Genomic DNA, 15,517 nt, shown 5'->3' on the forward strand with positions numbered 1-15,517 from the left:
ATACTGGTGTCATACGGTGAGGCGTTGTCTATGAAAGTGTTGGATGTAGATTTATTTCAAGATGGGTTGCATCGACAAATTGCTAAACTTGATAAATTAAGAGAAGAAGCAGATTCCATCTATCAGGTAATGTCAGAACTCGTTAAAATGGAAGAACAATTGAAGGGTTCAGGGGGAAATGCTATTCGCTCCTTTTATAAGGAATGTCATTTTCCATTTCTCCATTTCTTTCAATTGTTTACTGAGAAATTCACACTTGTGCTACAACAGACAGAGGCAGCCCTTCATTCGCTCGAACCAGAATCGGCAGGCTACATAGTGGAACAATTCCTTGAAGGCGAACTTGAACATGGTCTTACACTAATTGGCCAATTAGTAACAATTTTGACGGATGATACAAATAGTATCATGGATCAGGTGAGTGATATTGTCAGCCTTCCTCACCTAGATGATAGTGAAGTGCAGGAGGGAGTCATCCATTGCAAGAGAAAACGCGATGATACAGTCATTGCACTTCATGAATTCGATATATCCCAAACAACAGCACTTCAGTCCATTGAACAAGATTTGCAGACAATGAACGCGTGGCTTAAGGACTTGGAGGGACTGTTCAAAGCAGGGGTAAAAGATGTAACCTTTGAGCAAAATCAGTGGCGCGTTCTCACGTTAAGAAGCGAAATTAGAACGGAACTGTTTCCAAAAGCATACTCAAATCCTAATGGTTTATGGGTAGAAGAACAGAAACAGCTAATCGGTACGATGGTTACCGCAGCGACTTTCCAAACCCTTGAAGGGAAAAAAGTAAACACCGTCAAAGTGGATGAGGAAGAAGATGTCATATATCACGTATATGAAAATGGATTAGTCATTAAGGAGTATGTTGTTGACGAAACAGTTTTCTACAAAGTTGTTTCCAAAGATAATTTTAAGCAAGAGCACATTGAAGTTGAAAAGCCTAAAGAAAATAAGACAGTAGATATTATACAGACCGGGTTAGATGTAGTTGGTCTTATACCGGTTGTTGGTGAAGTGGCAGATGCAATAAATGGTGTAATTTATTCGGCCCAAGGAGATGTGGTAAATGCGGGCCTTTCTTTCTCAGCAATGATTCCCGTCGTTGGCTGGGCGAGTACGGGTGGGAAATTTATCAAAAAAGGAAACGATATATTTCAAGCAAAAAACGTGCTTAATACTGAGGCGGTGAAATCCGTCTATTCGCCAATTTATCAGGATGTTATCAACGGTCAACTTGGCAGAACACAAAATCGTCTAAATGTATTATCTAGTACTCGTTACCAAATAGGTCCGCCCAACTTGCATACACTAAATACCCCTCAAAAAACATACATGCCAGAGAGTATTAAGAGCGGCAATGTTAATACACCTATTCACAACGTGGATGCTGAGATTAAGAATTCGGGTAATACAATAACTAAAAGTGAATATAAAAATTTGAGGAAAAAGACACCAAGTAATGAAATAAGAAAAATGGTTAATCCAGATGGTCCTAAAGTAGATCCCGTTTACGGGTATGAAGTTGAAAAATTTGAAGCAGATCATATTGTTTCAATGAAAGAAATAACTAAGCTGGATGGATTCAGTAGATTAAGTAGGGAACAACAAATAGAAATACTAAATCTAAAAGATAATTTTGTTGGTCTTGGAAAACCTTCAAATGCTTCTAAGGGGGCACATAGTTGGGCTGATTGGAAAGGACATTCTAAGATAGGAGAAGTTCCTGTGAATGTTAGAAAAGAAATGTTAGAAAAAGAGGAGTTAGCTAGAAGAGCATTAAAATTAGCCATAGAAGAGAGGCTGAAGTAATGAAGAAATTTGAAAAGATGATTAAGGATAAAACCATAATTGCAACTGCCGAAGAAGAGCTAGAACCTCAAGTGGGAATTTTGTTTACTCTATTAGAACAGATAGAAGAAAAAGAATTAATAAATGGTTTCTCCCTCCAAATTGGTTGGTCCGTCTATTATTTATATGAGAGGGAAACTGGTGATTTTATACTGACTACTCCTGATTACTCTAAAAATCCATTTGAAGATATAACAGAAGATCTAACTTTAGCATTGTGGGTACAACTCGAACAAAGTGATTTTTTGAGAAAGATTGATGTAGATGGTTTATCGATAAAATTCAGTGATAAAATCATACTTTCTAAAGGTGTACTAGCACTCGAGAAGATATTTTTACAAAGAAATGGAGAAGTTGAAAAAGGAGATTCAGGATGGTACATAGGTCCTGTAGAGGATGATAGTACAGAAGAGTTGTATGCTCTATATGCATATCAGCTACTGAAAATTAAACCAGAAATTATTCAAGTTCTCGCTTTACCAAATGACTATATGGTTGTTTTTGAAGGTGAAGAAATAAAAGCCGTATTAAATGAAAGCGATGTAGATGTTTATAAAAGGGGTACCGAATAAGTCCTCGTCTATGTCTACTGCAACCCGGCCACACGCGTCCTTCATATCCTGGAAGACGGTGGGGCTACAAAACGAAGGAAGTCCAGCCTGTGGACATGTTTCCGCAATGGAGTCATGTGGAAGCTGTGACTTGGGTGGAACTTGAGAACCCGAACAATATAAACTGACTTTTAGTAGTCTTAAGATTGTGCATAAAAGATCGCTCCTTTGTGAAGTACTATCTACAGAAGGAAGCGGTCTTTTCATATTAATTTAATTTGGAAAAAAGAGGGTTAAACTTTTTTTGAATGGAACTTTAAGGAATGCTTACTCTAATAATGGTAGGATTATACTATAATTGAATTATGGAAGAATAAAAAAAGACTGCTTCTGTCTTTCACGAGGCGAGCAAGCCTATGCCTTTTGCGGACGGGCTGTCCGACCGCTAGTAAATCTGTAGATCTGTTCTCATTGGAATAATGAAAGGTGTTTAAGATGTCGGGTCTATAGATTTTCTTGGCTTTACCTTCAAGGAAAATGGTTTCCCTAAAAATAAGGTTCAACCAGATATTCGGATATAACGAAAATTAAAAGAAAGGAGGGAGTATAACAGCATGAATCACGCAGAAGGAACAGACCGATTCGTTCTTGGAATGAGTGTTGACGACGATGGGTTCAACTTTTCATCTTCCATTGAAACAGCATTAATATCTGCGGAAACCGAAATTCAGAGTCTGAAAGAAACAATTATCTCAGCTGAGAATCTCAGATCGGACTGTGATAAGTTGGATTATGCGTTGGCTGCAAGTTCAGGAGTTCTCTGTGGCATCATTGATATTTTCCTGGTTGGAAAACCTGGGGAGTCACCGGCTGGGGATGTTACGGATAAGTGGTTTGCAAATCGGACAACTGATTTCGCTAAACTTTGCGGATGGGAAGGCAAAGGGAATGATTCACTATCAGCAGCAATTGGCTTTCTTGAGAAGAAATTTAAAATCCCATATGACCAGCGCGGAGCCGGTGATGCGGGAAGTATAGTATTTGGATTGAATCCTTCAAATCATCATTTCAAATCACTTGGACATAATCCGACTTTACTTGGTTTATTTTTTTCGATAATAGATCAGTTTACAAGTCAATCGCACTTTGTTTCCGGAGGTGAACTGATATCTTTACAGAATGCTGATGGAAAATTTGAACTTCGAGGTAACAACGTTTCAGAGAAAATATTTAGTGGGTTCGTCAACTGGTTTGGCCATTTGTTATCCGATATGTCTGGATCATCCAGCAGTAAAGGTCGAGGTATGGGAATACCTTCTCCGTTTTGGACATGGACGAACGATATTATTGCAATAAATAGAAAACTGGACATTCCCATTTCACAGTTTGACAATACAATTAATGAGCTGGCTCTGAGTATATACAAAGAAGGGTATGATATCCGCTTTCAAGCCACCCAGGTCATTCCAGTCTTTATCAATGAAATCATTGTCAGAACGGTCTATGCGATAAGGCGATTGATAAAATATTTCGTAACAACAGAGAAAGAAGAACGTTCGGTATCTGCTATGTGGATAGCCTGTGAGCCATTCTCAAATCCCACCGTAAAAAGAATGCTTACAATAGCGCACGGCACCTTCTGCATGATGGATCTAGGCGATGCAACCTTACGGGCAGCCGTAACCGGAGGTGGCACCTTCAATGTAACTGAATTTTTCCTTCGGCTTAACATAGCGGGGGTGGGCCGTTTCACGATTTCATTGTATGGCGAAGCAAAGCGGGTCGTTGTAATACGAAAAGCTGAGTCCGAAGCTCAGTTTGCAAGAAGAGAAATGACCATCGTAGAAAATTATCTGAGCGGACTCTCATTATTATCCGAGTTATACGACGATAAAGATCTTACAGATTTTGTTAATGATTTTATGAACGGCGATATGTATGTTCAGTCATTCCAGAAATCCGTCCGATTGGCAGAACTCAGAAAGGTCCCTAATAATATACTCAGGACAAAATCCGATATAGATTTATATTTCGGGGGTAACACACAATGAGCAAGAAAAAATCGAGGTTAAAACTTGCCCAAGATCAGGCAGAATCGGCTATAAAGAAAACAAATAATAAAATTGGCGAGTTGGGTACACACACAAGCCAACTTTATGATGAATTGAACACCATACAAAAGCTCTTTGACGATATTAGAAATGTTCCAGGCGAGAAGCGATTAGAGTATGAAGAACTGAAACAAAACCGTCTGGACTGGAAACAGCAAGCAGAAAAAATTGAATCAGATTACAAAAATGCCGTCGCTAAAAACGCTGGAAAAGGTGTTGCTGGTGTAGGTGCCGGAATCGCAATTACGGCCCTTGGTCCTACTGCCGCAATGGGTATTGCGACAACATTCGGTATTGCTTCAACAGGAACAGCGATATCTACATTGAGTGGCGCGGCAGCTACCAACGCGGCATTAGCTTGGTTAGGCGGAGGTGCGCTTGCGACCGGTGGTGGTGGAATAGTTGCTGGAAATGCATTCCTGGCCCTTGCCGGCCCTGTCGGTTGGGCGATTGCTGGAGTTGCACTTGTGGGCAGCGGGTTTCTGCTATGGAAAGGGAAAAGTGATCAGAACCGTCTTGAGGAGATTTTCACACTCATCAGCAAGCGTGATGTTAAATCATACGAACTTGCTATTGTAGAAATAAATGAGCGTATTAGCCGCATCAAAGATGAAAGCCAAAAACTCAATTATGCAAGCGAAAGAATAAGAGCATTTGGCTTGGACTACAACTTAATGACAGAGGCACAGCAATATGAATTAGGTTCTTATGTAAATCTGATGAATTCCTCTACTCATTTGTTGGTTAATCCGATAACCGGATTGCAACCAAAATACGACATAGTTGATCTGAAGGAATACATAGCTTTCAGTAAAAAGATGTTTGATGATAAGCAGAAATCTTTGATTGTTTCCCTCTCCAATCTCCTGTTTAAGATAGATCTGGATGAAAAAGATAAAACACTTTTATGGAAGTCATTCAAAGGAAACAAGGAGTTTTTGTCTTCGATAGAAATGCCGAAGAAGGATTTTGAATTTTTAATCATCGAAACAGTAAATGATGCTCTTAAGCATAAGTATCGTTTAGAAAAAGGCTGATAGCAATACTTTGAGTAGAGAATGTCCTATAGTTGCATACGGAAGCTATTAATTGGTTTTAATTACAATAAATGGACAAAGAAGTTAAGGATTATGAGTGATAGTATGGAGTTTAATCGCCTACTCCAAGATAAGTTTAAAGAGTATGAAAGTGAAGTTTATGAAGCGCAGACTCAAGGTCTTTTAACAGAAAACACAGCAAAGACATACTTGTTGCATGCTAATAACTTTGCTAGATGGTGTGAAGGTGAATTTGTACCTGGAGGCCGGAATGACCAAAGCAAACGGAAAGACCATCCTCATCAAATTCAAGAAAATAAATTAACAGCGGACAGAAGAGGAAATAATTATGACCCGCTCCGAAAGTTCTTGGGTTTTGAGGACTCAAACAGCGTAATGATGACTCTCTCTCAGGTGGAAGTAGTTCTCGGATTTAAGCTTCCGGCATCTGCATACAAACATGCCGCATGGTGGAGTGGGGCACGAAATCATGTATTCTCTTGGATTGAGGCCGGTTACAAAGCGAAACCAAGGCTCGAGGAAAGAAAAGTTGAGTTCGTGAAAATAATATGATTTATGTAATACAGCTTCCAAAACCTATTACGGTTTTGGAAGCTGTTTTTCGTTATTCAGTCTCAGGGAAAAACACCTGAGCCGTTTTGATATCAACAAGCGAGGGGCCACCTACATTAAGTGCTTCTTCCAACACCGATTCAAGCTCATCATCCGACTCAGTCCGGAATGCTTTCCAACCACACGCTTCAGCGAGTTTAACGAAATCCGGATTGGTCAGGTCTGTTCCAATGTCATTTGTCCCCATGACATCGATTTTGTCTTTTTCCATCTGCAAGGATTCGTTGTTCAGGACCACGACTGTGATATCGAGTCCGTACCGGATGGCGGTCATCAGATCTGCGAGCACCATCTGGAGTCCTCCGTCGCCGACAATGGCGACGACCTGTTTGTCAGGATGGATCAGTTTGGCTGTCATTGCAGCAGGCAGGCCGAAGCCCATGGTCCGCCAGTAACCGGAGAATACTGTTTTCTGATTGGTCTGCCGGAAGTTGCGGTTTGTCCAAACCGTGTTGTCTCCAGTATCCAGCGCGAGGATGGCGTCCGAAGCGACGGTTTTGTCGAGTGCGCGGATGATCCGTGAAGGATGGACAGGGTACCCTTCGGTGTTGCCTTCCTCTTCGTTTTTCCGGGCCCATTTCTCTTTGACTTCCTGGCATCGGTTGACCCAGTCGTCGGAATGGGAGAAGCCTTCAAGATGCTCATTTAATAAAGGAAGCACCTCTTCTGTGGTACCGACTATACCCAGTTCAACTGGAATGTTCTTCTCGACCTGGTTAAAGTGGGGGTCAATTTGGATCACCTGCGCATTGGAAGGCACATGCCCTTCCGGCCACCAGGTGGTTCCTGCAAGAAGCACGACATCGGCTTCCTTAAATAGTTCGGAAGCAAACGGATTGCCGCCTTCGCCGATTCCCTGCAGCATCAGCGGAGCGGATTCTTCGATCAGCCCTTTGCCGCCGAGGCTTGCCAGGATGCCGGCGCCCCATAATTCCGCTAACTTTTGAAGTTCATCTGATGATCCGGAAGCGCCTGAACCGGCCAGAATCATAGGCCGCTTGGCCGACTTCATGATGGCTGCCGCCTTTTCCAGGCTTTCTTTCGTAAAGACGGTGGTGCCTTGTATGACTTCGGCCAATGGGCGAGCTTTTTTCTTTGACTCCGCCATGAACAGATCCTTTGGCACGGACAGGTGGGTGACCGCCCGTTGTCTGAGAGAAGTGGCCACCGCTTTTTCAAGGAGGTCGACCGCCGCATCCGCACTTGCCAGGTTCTCGGAATAGGCGACAAAAGGCTTCATGAGATCCTGCTGGTTGATGAACTGCGGAGTCGCTGTTCCGTATTTGTCAGTGGGTGCCTGTCCGGTGAGGGCAAGGACGGGTGCGCGATCTGCATGGGCATCGCCCAGGCCGTTCAGAAGATTAGTCGCTCCCGGGCCCATCGTCGCCGTACAGACACCCAGCCCTCCGGTCAGCTTCGCTTCGGCGGATGCCATGAAGGCCGCCGTCGACTCATGTTTGGTTGTTATGAACTGGATTTGATCCTGTTTGGCCAGTGCGTCGATGAACCCGATCGTCGCATCACCCACAACTCCATAAATCCGTTTTACACCGTACATCGCCAGTTGATCAAGCAACAATTCTGCAACGGTTTGTTCTGTTTTCGCCAAAATGAACCTCCTCGTCGATTTCATTTTTACTACCATTAGTTCTTCCACTAACGGTTACCAGGCAAACTCACAGGCAAAATGCAGAAAAACCATTCTTCACAGATCCCGGAAAGTCTCCGTATGCTACAGAAATAACGGAGAACTGATAAAGGGGACGGGAATATTGGTTGATAACGATCAACTATGCAAGCAATTCGCGCAAATTCTCAATGGTCAGGGCAAGTGGGAAAAAGGGAGATGTTCGGTTTCTCTTCATCGGACATTGAACACCACCGTTCTAGGGAAAAAAAGTACCGGGCTTATGACAGCCAATGTGTCGTTCGAATCTCTCGATGAAACTGGCCGTGCATTGAATCTGGCGGAAATTGCCGTTCTCCAGGAGGAAGTTCCAGTATTCATTCAAACATTGTCGCAGTACGGGCTGATCATCAGTGCGCTCCATAATCATTGGCTCTTCACAAATCCATTAGTCATGTATGTTCATATTCAGTCAGTTGAACCGCCTCTCGACTTTGCAAGAAAATTGGCGTATGCTTTCCGGTTTTTGAGCATCCCTTTCTCGGCCCACTAAGCTTTTGGTCATAAAGGCAGTCTTGTCGGCAGATGATTTCGTAGACCGGATTTTTTTAATTAATTCCGCTATAATTGACCTAATGCTTTTATGTGAGAGGACTGGAGTAAGAAATGAAAGAGAATTTTTGGCGCAATCTGCCGCGTCCATTTTTTGTGCTTGCCCCGATGGAAGATGTGACGGATGTCGTGTTCCGCCACGTCGTCGCTGAAGCCGGAAGGCCGGATGTGTTTTTCACCGAGTTCACCAACTCGGACAGCTATTGCCATCCAGAGGGGATCAACAGCGTTCGCGGCCGATTGCTTTTCACTGAAGATGAGCAGCCGATGGTCGCGCACATATGGGGGGACAAGCCCGAGTATTTCCGCCAGATGAGTATCGGCATGGCGGAAATGGGGTTCAGCGGCCTTGATATCAATATGGGCTGCCCTGTGCCAAATGTGGCCACAAGAGGGAAGGGCAGCGGCCTGATTCTGCGCCCTGACCTTGCTGCGGAACTGATCCAGGCGGCCAAGGCAGGCGGACTCCCTGTCAGCGTGAAGACCCGTCTCGGCTTTAATGAGGTCGACGAGTGGCAGGAATGGCTGACCCATATTCTGGAGCAGAACATCGCGAACCTCTCGATCCACCTCAGGACGAGAAAAGAAATGAGCCAGGTTGACGCTCACTGGGAACTCATTCCGGAGATCAAGAAACTGCGTGACCGTGTCGCGCCGGATACGCTGCTGACGATAAACGGGGACATCCCTGACCGGCAGAAGGGCCTGGAGCTCGTCGAACAGTATGGGGTGGACGGCGTCATGATCGGCCGGGGTATCTTCAAGAATCCGTTTGCCTTCGAGAAAGAGCCGAAGGAACACAGCACGGCGGAATCTCTGGACCTCCTGAGGCTCCACCTTGATCTGCACGATCGATACATCGAAGAAGTGCCGCGTTCCATCACCGCGCTTCACCGCTTCTTCAAGATTTACGTCAAAGGATTCTACGGAGCCGGTGAGCTGAGGAACCAGCTGATGCAGACGAAGTCGACAGACGAGGTTCGGGCACTGCTGGATCAGTTTGAATCAAAAGACTGAAACACAAAGGAGCCTTTTCTCAATGAGAAGGCTCTTTTGCTACTATCGGCATGAAAGGCAGAGGATTTATCGATGAAACAGTACGATGTGATTTTATTCGACGTTGACGATACGCTTTTGGACTTCGACAAGTCGGAGCAAGCCGCATTCGGCAGTGTGTTCGGCAAATATGAGTTGCCTGATGCTCTTGAGCGATACAGGAAAAGCTACCGGACCATCAGCGATGTCCTGTGGCGCGATCTGGAAAACGGAAAGTTGAGCCTGGGGGACTTGGGGTCAGAACGATTCAGGAGATTGTTTTTGGAACATGAGCTGGATCTGGATGCGGTGGTCTTTAATCAGGACTACTTAGGTTTTCTCGGAGAACAGATGCACCTTGTCCCGGGAGCCGAGAAAGTGATCGAAGCCCTGTCCCACAAGCGCCTGGCCATCATCACAAATGGCTTTAAGGATGTGCAGACATCCAGGATCGGGAGCTCCCCATTTAAAGATTCGTTTGAACAGATCATCATCTCGGAAGCCACCGGATTCCGGAAACCTCAAAAAGAGATCTTTGATTATGCGTTTGAACAGCTAGGAATCAAGGACCGCTATTCTGTGCTGATGGTGGGCGACTCGCTCACTTCAGATATTCAGGGCGGGCTGAACGCCGGGGTGGATACGTGCTGGTTTAATCCGGCCCGAAAGGAAAACCAAACACCGATTGTTCCTACATACGAAATCAGCAGGCTGGAAGAACTTTTGGACATTGTCATCTGATGCGAGCCCCAACAATGGGGTTCGTTTTTTATTGGTCCGTCTACAACTGGATTTATGGTTGTGTGATAATTGGAATAGATTACTAGAGAAGAGGGGGTGCCGGTTTGGATAGCGTTTCGGAAACCGTCAGAACGGAGTCCATCCAATCTTTCCAATCGACCATCCGCAAGATGGAAAAAGGATTGGCACAGATGAAGGAAAAAGGCGCCAACACGGCCCTGATCGAGAAGCGCCTCTATGCAATGAAGATCGGGCTGGCCGTGCTGGAGAATGTATGGGATAGGCAGGATCATTCTTATGGGCTAGAGGCAATATCAAAGACTCGGGATGTGCTCCGCGGCCTGTTGCCGTCCATCGAGAAGGCATATGCTAATTCCAAGACTGGCAGCCCCCAGCGGACACTGCTTGAACGACGGCTCAAATCGCTGGAACTTGCGATACAGGCAATTGATGATTCCTTAGAGGGGTGAGGGTATGGCGGAGCCGTGGGATATTTATGATGCGGAAAGAATGAAAACAGGCAGGACGATGACGCGCGGTAGCGAATTCAAAGAGGGGGACTTACATCTGGTCGTTCATGTCTGTGTCTTCAATAGGGAAGGAAAGATGCTGATCCAGCAGCGGCAGTCGTTCAAGGATAGTTGGCCGAACAGGTGGGACCTGACCGCGGGGGGAAGTGCGACGGCAGGGGACAGCAGTCAGGCTGCCGCGGCAAGGGAACTCGAGGAGGAGCTGGGGATCCGTCTGGACCTGGAAGGAGTCCGCCCGCAGCTGACGATCAACTTCGAGCGGGGGTTCAATGACGTCTATCTGATTGAAAAGGAGATCGATCTTGATCAGCTCACCCTGCAATACGAAGAAGTCCGGGACGCCAAATGGGCAACAGCGGATGAAATCGAAGTGATGATTGAAGACGATACGTTCATCCCGTATTACCCGAGCCTGATCCGGCTGCTTTTTGATATCCGCAGGCAGTACGGCTGCCGCAGGACAGACAGGAGTCGGGAGATATGGTAAGACTTCTTCTGCATATCGAAGGCTTGGCCATCCTGCTGTTAGCCCTGTATCTATATGCTTCCCATTCATTAAGCTGGCCGGTGTTTTTTATCCTGCTCTTCGTACCGGACCTTGCCGCGCTCGGATACCTGGTCGATCTGAAAACAGGGGCCAAGATGTACAACTACTTTCACACCACTTCAATTCCGGTCGTATTCATCATCGCAGGACTCTTCTTGTCTAGCCGGATTGCTCTCGCAATCGGCCTGATCTGGCTGGCCCATATCGGGATGGACCGCATGCTCGGCTACGGACTCAAGTATCCGACCCGCTTTAAGGACACCCATTTGAGCCGTTTATAGGATCACTAACCTAAAGGGACTTCGAAATAGGTTCCGGAACACCCGGAGGATGTTTATGGAAGCAGAATTAATCAGGAAGTATGTCGATTCACTGGATGCACATGGTTATTTTAACGGTGCCATTGCGGTCCTGCATAAGGGAAAGACGGTCTTCTGCAAAGGTTATGGCATGGCGGATTACGGGTTTGGTGTCCCGAACACCTCCAAAACCAGGTTCAGGATCGGCTCATTGTCAAAAGCGTTTACCGCGATGGCGATTCTCCAGCTGGAGGAGAAGGGCGTTCTCCGGAGGGAAGACCCGATCAGCCGTTTCTTCAGTGATTTTCCTGGCGGGGACAAGATCACCATCCACCATCTGCTGTCCCATATGAGCGGTGTGGCCGATTTTGCTTCGCGTCCGGACTATTGGACACGGATGATGCGCCTTCCGGCCACGACGCAAACGTTGATGGATGCCATTATGGAACTGCCGCCGGACTTTGAGCCCGGCAGCCAGGCCGGATATTCGAATTCCGGATATACGATCCTGGCCGCTATCATCGAAAACGTGACCGGTCTCAGCTACGGAGACCATATGGACGAACACGTATTCAAGCCGCTCGGCATGAAAAATACAGGCAGTGATGACGGAAGAACGGTCATCAGCCAGTATGCCCGAGGCTATACGCTCGACCGTGACATCAGGCGCGCGGAGTGGGTCGACATGACAGTGGCGACGGGTGCGTACAGCCTGTACTCGACAGCAGAAGACCTGCTTCTGTGGGAACGTGCGCTCAGCGGAGAAAGCATGTTCGGTCAGGAACTGCTCACGAAGATGTTCACCCGGCACAACGAAATGTGCGGATACGACTGGTTCTTTTCGGACGAAGAAAAAGATGGCATCAGGCGCACCAGTTGGGAACACTTTGGCGACGTAAACGGCTTTGCCTCGTATTACCTCCGTTACCCGGAAGAAGAGTTGGCGGTCATCGTTCTGAGCAATTTCGGCCTGACACCAGTTGACCGAATCGCAAAAGATATTGCCTCCATTGTATTTGAGCAGCAAGACTGCGCTCTCGAGTCACCCGCTTCCATCGTTCCTGATAAGCAGCTGATTGCCACCATTACCGGAACCTATCATTCGAATCGGGGGCAGTTGAGTATCTTTTCGGAAAGGGACCGGATATTTGCCACTCTGCCGAAAATGTACGGAGTCGTCTATAACTGTGAAATCATACCCACCGTCGCTGACAGCCGACAGGTAAGACTCAAGGGAAGACATTTGAATGATGAGTTGGTCATCGACATGCAGAGGAAAAGCTTGACCCATACGGACCCCTACGGAACTAGGAACCGTTATTTGAAGAATGTGCACGGAGAGTAGTACAACCATGAATCTGGGGAGGACTTGTAAATGGGAATCGGCGCATTTTCACTAAGCCTGACTGTAAAGGATCTTCAGGCATCCAAGGAATTCTACGAGAAACTCGGCTTTTCCGCGCTCGGCGGAGATGAGGAGAACGGCTGGCTGATCCTGAAAAACGAGGACTGTGTGATCGGATTGTTCCAGGGGATGTTCGAGAAGAACATGCTGACATTCAATCCCGGCTGGAACAGCAACGCGGAAGAAGTGAATCCGTTCAGGGACGTGAGGGAGCTTCAGGAAGAGCTTAAGGCAAAGGGAATCCAATTTATCACAGAAGCTGACCCGTCCACTGAAGGACCGGCTCATTTCATGATCGAAGATCCGGACGGCAACCCGATTCTGGTTGACCAGCACAGATAACCGAGGGCCGGTCCGATATGAATCGGACCGGCCATTCTGATTGGAGGCAACAAAATGAATGCACCGTTTCCGGAAATCACCACCGAAAGAATGCACCTGAGAGCGGCGACTCCCGCCGATGCCGGGGACATGCTGCGTTACCTGTCTGACCCGGAAGTGATGGAACATACCGGCATGGAACCGTTCCAAACCAAGGAAGATGTGCTGGACGAAATCAAGTGGTACCACTCGATTGTGGAAGAAGGCAGTGGCATCCGGTGGGGCATCACGCTCAAGGAATCCGGCAAGATGATTGGAAGCTGCGGTTTCCATAACCGGGAGCCCAAACACTTTCGTGCAGAAATCGGCTATGAACTCAGCCGCGAACATTGGGGGAAAGGGCTGGCCGGGGAAGCCTTGCGGGCTGTTGTCCGGTATGGATTTGATCATCTCCGATTGGAGAGGATCGAGGCGCTGATCGAGCCGGAAAACCTGCCATCCCTCCGCCTCGTCGAGAAAAACGGGTTCCTGAGGGAAGGTCTGCTGCGCCATTATGAATACGGGCGGGGCAGATTCGATGATTTGTATATGTATTCGATCTTGAAAGAGGATTTCACCGCAATCAGCGCCCTAGATGACCATTTCTACGATTCCGATGACAAGAAGAAGCCCGCCCGCAATAATACTGGGGTGTCGTCCTAAATAGAAGCGGGTGAGTATGCCACCAAAACGGTTGCTACAGTGGATCGTCAGGAAAGAGAATAGCCCGATTGACAGGATGGGTGCTGTCATCGAGCCGCCACTCACGCCCATGCCGAAACCACCGGCGAGTGCATTGGCGGACAGCAGGAAGCCCAGCGGAAGGGCTTCCCGAACGGAAAGGATCCGGTTACCGTCTTTATCGGCATTTAAGCTATTTTTTCGGAGATCCGGATTTGGCTTCCATTCCTGAATGAGCATCCATAATCCGACTAAACAAAGCATGAAACCGCCCAGCCGGTTTGCCATTTGCTCTGGCATGATGGAGGCCAGACCTTCTGCTGCTACCATCGCCAGCGCGGTAACCATCATGGACACGATCGCAATGGCAGCGTTCGAGAGGGTAGGTATCCTGATTTTCCGGATGCCGTAAGCCAGGCCGATCCCCAGGTTATCCAGGTTTGCTGCGATTCCCAAAAATAAAATCGTTAACCATTGCACGTTTCCCGCCCCCTCGATATCCAAGTCAGTATATGGGCGGGGTGAAAAAGGGCCTGGGCATGATTGATAGCTAACGGAAAAGGAACCGACAAATGAAAAAAGCATCAGGTTCATTTGTTTTTAAAACCGCCTAAAGCGGTCCGTTCCTGCCTGATCAGGAACGTATCCCTTGGTTGGATAAAATCGCTGAAGAGTAGCTGAGGGGGAGTGGGTCGGTGAAACAAAACCGGAAGAATATTGTTGGAGTAACGATCGGCTTCATCTTCTTGGCCACTTTCCTTGTCCATGCCATCCTCTTCTATTTGGAGGACGGACGCTCGTTTCTGGGAGCGGTGATGATAGTCCCGCTGACTGTCATCATCGCCTATCAGGCAGTTTATTGTAAACTCCAGGTCAGATCCACCATGGGCCTGTTTCGTCCTACCTTGAAAAGCATGGTGTTTTCGATCCTCTTCCCGGTCTTGTTGGGAATCACATTCCACGTCTATCTCAGCTTTCAGGGCATGCGGTTCCTGTTTGAGCAAGAAAAGGAACTGGTTCTGCTGTTCGTGGTTGGCCTGACCGTTGCGTCCTTGTCCGCACTTCTGGAAGAAGTCGTTTGGCGAGGGAATTTGCATCACCATTTGCGGAAAAACCATTCTTTGTTCCAAACGGCTGCCATCACGGCTGCCGTCTGGTCACTGTGGCATTTGCCAATTGCCGTTTTTTATAAAGGTTATGGGGATTGGTTCATGGGAATCACAGCTTACATGGGGCTGTTGTTTTTGATCTCCATTACGCTCACCTATGTGAGAGAAGTTGGCCGCTCGGTCATTCCTGCCGCCGTCCTGCATGGGATGCTGAATGTTTTTTACCTGTCCGGCGGTCTGCAGTCAGGATCAGCGGAACAAGAGGAATTGTCCAAGTTCCTGCTTTATGCGGTGGTGATGGGGATGATGGCGATAACTTACGGAAAACGATCGAACCACATTCAAATCATGAGCTAATAGGAGCGGAAAAGGGGGA

At 46.9% G+C, this 15,517-nt stretch carries 17 protein-coding genes and 1 pseudogene; 16 read left to right on the forward strand and 2 right to left on the reverse strand.

Features of this window, described 5'->3' with window-relative positions; all coding sequences use genetic code 11:
- Nucleotides 1–30: 30 nt before the first annotated feature.
- The 6 genes and pseudogenes from AV656_RS10075 (at nt 31) to AV656_RS16495 (ending at nt 6,135) form a co-directional block, all read left to right on the forward strand.
- A complete protein-coding gene (locus AV656_RS10075; RefSeq protein WP_063181540.1) occupies nt 31–1,824 on the forward strand; it encodes a T7SS effector LXG polymorphic toxin in 1,794 nt (597 codons plus the stop codon).
- Nucleotides 1,824–2,435, forward strand: a complete 612-nt coding sequence (locus AV656_RS10080) for a hypothetical protein (RefSeq protein ID WP_063181542.1) — start codon at nt 1,824–1,826, stop codon at nt 2,433–2,435. Before AV656_RS10075 ends, AV656_RS10080 begins: the two co-directional genes overlap by 1 nt.
- Nucleotides 2,436–2,438: 3 nt before the next feature.
- A pseudogene (locus tag AV656_RS16625) lies at nt 2,439–2,602 on the forward strand (23S rRNA (uracil-5-)-methyltransferase RumA); the annotation flags it as partial.
- A gap of 426 nt (nt 2,603–3,028) precedes the next feature.
- Nucleotides 3,029–4,465, forward strand: a complete 1,437-nt coding sequence (locus AV656_RS10085; RefSeq protein WP_063181544.1) for a hypothetical protein — start codon at nt 3,029–3,031, stop codon at nt 4,463–4,465.
- Nucleotides 4,462–5,562, forward strand: coding sequence for a hypothetical protein (locus AV656_RS10090; RefSeq protein WP_063181546.1), 1,101 nt, complete (start codon nt 4,462–4,464; stop codon nt 5,560–5,562). Before AV656_RS10085 ends, AV656_RS10090 begins: the two co-directional genes overlap by 4 nt.
- Nucleotides 5,563–5,655: 93 nt before the next feature.
- Nucleotides 5,656–6,135 carry a DUF7662 domain-containing protein gene (locus tag AV656_RS16495; RefSeq protein WP_197462238.1) on the forward strand — a complete coding sequence of 160 codons (480 nt, stop codon included), beginning with the start codon at nt 5,656–5,658 and terminating at the stop codon, nt 6,133–6,135.
- 52 nt (nt 6,136–6,187) lie between these two features.
- Here AV656_RS16495 and AV656_RS10100 read toward each other — a convergent pair whose 3' ends face one another.
- Entirely contained in the window at nt 6,188–7,804 is a 1,617-nt protein-coding gene (locus AV656_RS10100; protein ID WP_063181548.1) for a thiamine pyrophosphate-binding protein, read from the reverse strand.
- Between the two features lie 163 nt (nt 7,805–7,967).
- Between AV656_RS10100 and AV656_RS10105 the strand changes: the two genes are divergently transcribed.
- The 9 genes from AV656_RS10105 (at nt 7,968) to AV656_RS10145 (ending at nt 14,014) form a co-directional block, all read left to right on the forward strand.
- A complete protein-coding gene (locus AV656_RS10105) occupies nt 7,968–8,375 on the forward strand; it encodes a DUF1259 domain-containing protein (RefSeq protein WP_063181550.1) in 408 nt (135 codons plus the stop codon).
- Nucleotides 8,376–8,488: 113 nt separating this feature from the next.
- Complete coding sequence (locus AV656_RS10110; RefSeq protein ID WP_063181552.1) at nt 8,489–9,451, forward strand: tRNA dihydrouridine synthase; 963 nt, start codon at nt 8,489–8,491, stop codon at nt 9,449–9,451.
- Nucleotides 9,452–9,523: 72 nt separating this feature from the next.
- A complete protein-coding gene (locus AV656_RS10115; protein ID WP_063181554.1) occupies nt 9,524–10,210 on the forward strand; it encodes a YjjG family noncanonical pyrimidine nucleotidase in 687 nt (228 codons plus the stop codon).
- A 104-nt stretch (nt 10,211–10,314) separates the two neighbouring features.
- A complete protein-coding gene (locus AV656_RS10120; RefSeq protein ID WP_063181556.1) occupies nt 10,315–10,680 on the forward strand; it encodes a hypothetical protein in 366 nt (121 codons plus the stop codon).
- A 4-nt stretch (nt 10,681–10,684) separates the two neighbouring features.
- Complete coding sequence (locus AV656_RS10125) at nt 10,685–11,227, forward strand: NUDIX hydrolase (protein WP_063181558.1); 543 nt, start codon at nt 10,685–10,687, stop codon at nt 11,225–11,227.
- Nucleotides 11,221–11,568: a DUF4260 domain-containing protein gene (locus AV656_RS10130; protein WP_063181560.1), complete on the forward strand. Its 348-nt coding sequence runs from the start codon at nt 11,221–11,223 to the stop codon at nt 11,566–11,568. Before AV656_RS10125 ends, AV656_RS10130 begins: the two co-directional genes overlap by 7 nt.
- A gap of 55 nt (nt 11,569–11,623) precedes the next feature.
- Nucleotides 11,624–12,931 carry a serine hydrolase domain-containing protein gene (locus AV656_RS10135; RefSeq protein ID WP_063181562.1) on the forward strand — a complete coding sequence of 436 codons (1,308 nt, stop codon included), beginning with the start codon at nt 11,624–11,626 and terminating at the stop codon, nt 12,929–12,931.
- 30 nt (nt 12,932–12,961) lie between these two features.
- Nucleotides 12,962–13,333: a VOC family protein gene (locus tag AV656_RS10140; protein ID WP_063181564.1), complete on the forward strand. Its 372-nt coding sequence runs from the start codon at nt 12,962–12,964 to the stop codon at nt 13,331–13,333.
- 54 nt (nt 13,334–13,387) lie between these two features.
- Nucleotides 13,388–14,014, forward strand: coding sequence for a GNAT family N-acetyltransferase (locus tag AV656_RS10145; protein WP_082818704.1), 627 nt, complete (start codon nt 13,388–13,390; stop codon nt 14,012–14,014).
- Here AV656_RS10145 and AV656_RS10150 read toward each other — a convergent pair.
- Nucleotides 13,943–14,626: a manganese efflux pump gene (locus tag AV656_RS10150; RefSeq protein ID WP_082818705.1), complete on the reverse strand. Its 684-nt coding sequence runs from the start codon at nt 14,624–14,626 to the stop codon at nt 13,943–13,945. The two genes, AV656_RS10145 and AV656_RS10150, sit on opposite strands and share 72 nt — an antisense overlap.
- 221 nt (nt 14,627–14,847) lie before the next feature.
- Here AV656_RS10150 and AV656_RS10155 point away from each other — a divergent pair, with 221 nt between their 5' ends.
- A complete protein-coding gene (locus AV656_RS10155; RefSeq protein ID WP_419865555.1) occupies nt 14,848–15,498 on the forward strand; it encodes a CPBP family intramembrane glutamic endopeptidase in 651 nt (216 codons plus the stop codon).
- The last annotated feature ends 19 nt before the right edge of the window (nt 15,499–15,517 follow it).

Source organism: Bhargavaea cecembensis (assembly GCF_001619585.1).
Classification (GTDB): Bacteria; Bacillota; Bacilli; order Bacillales_A; family Planococcaceae; genus Bhargavaea; species Bhargavaea cecembensis_A.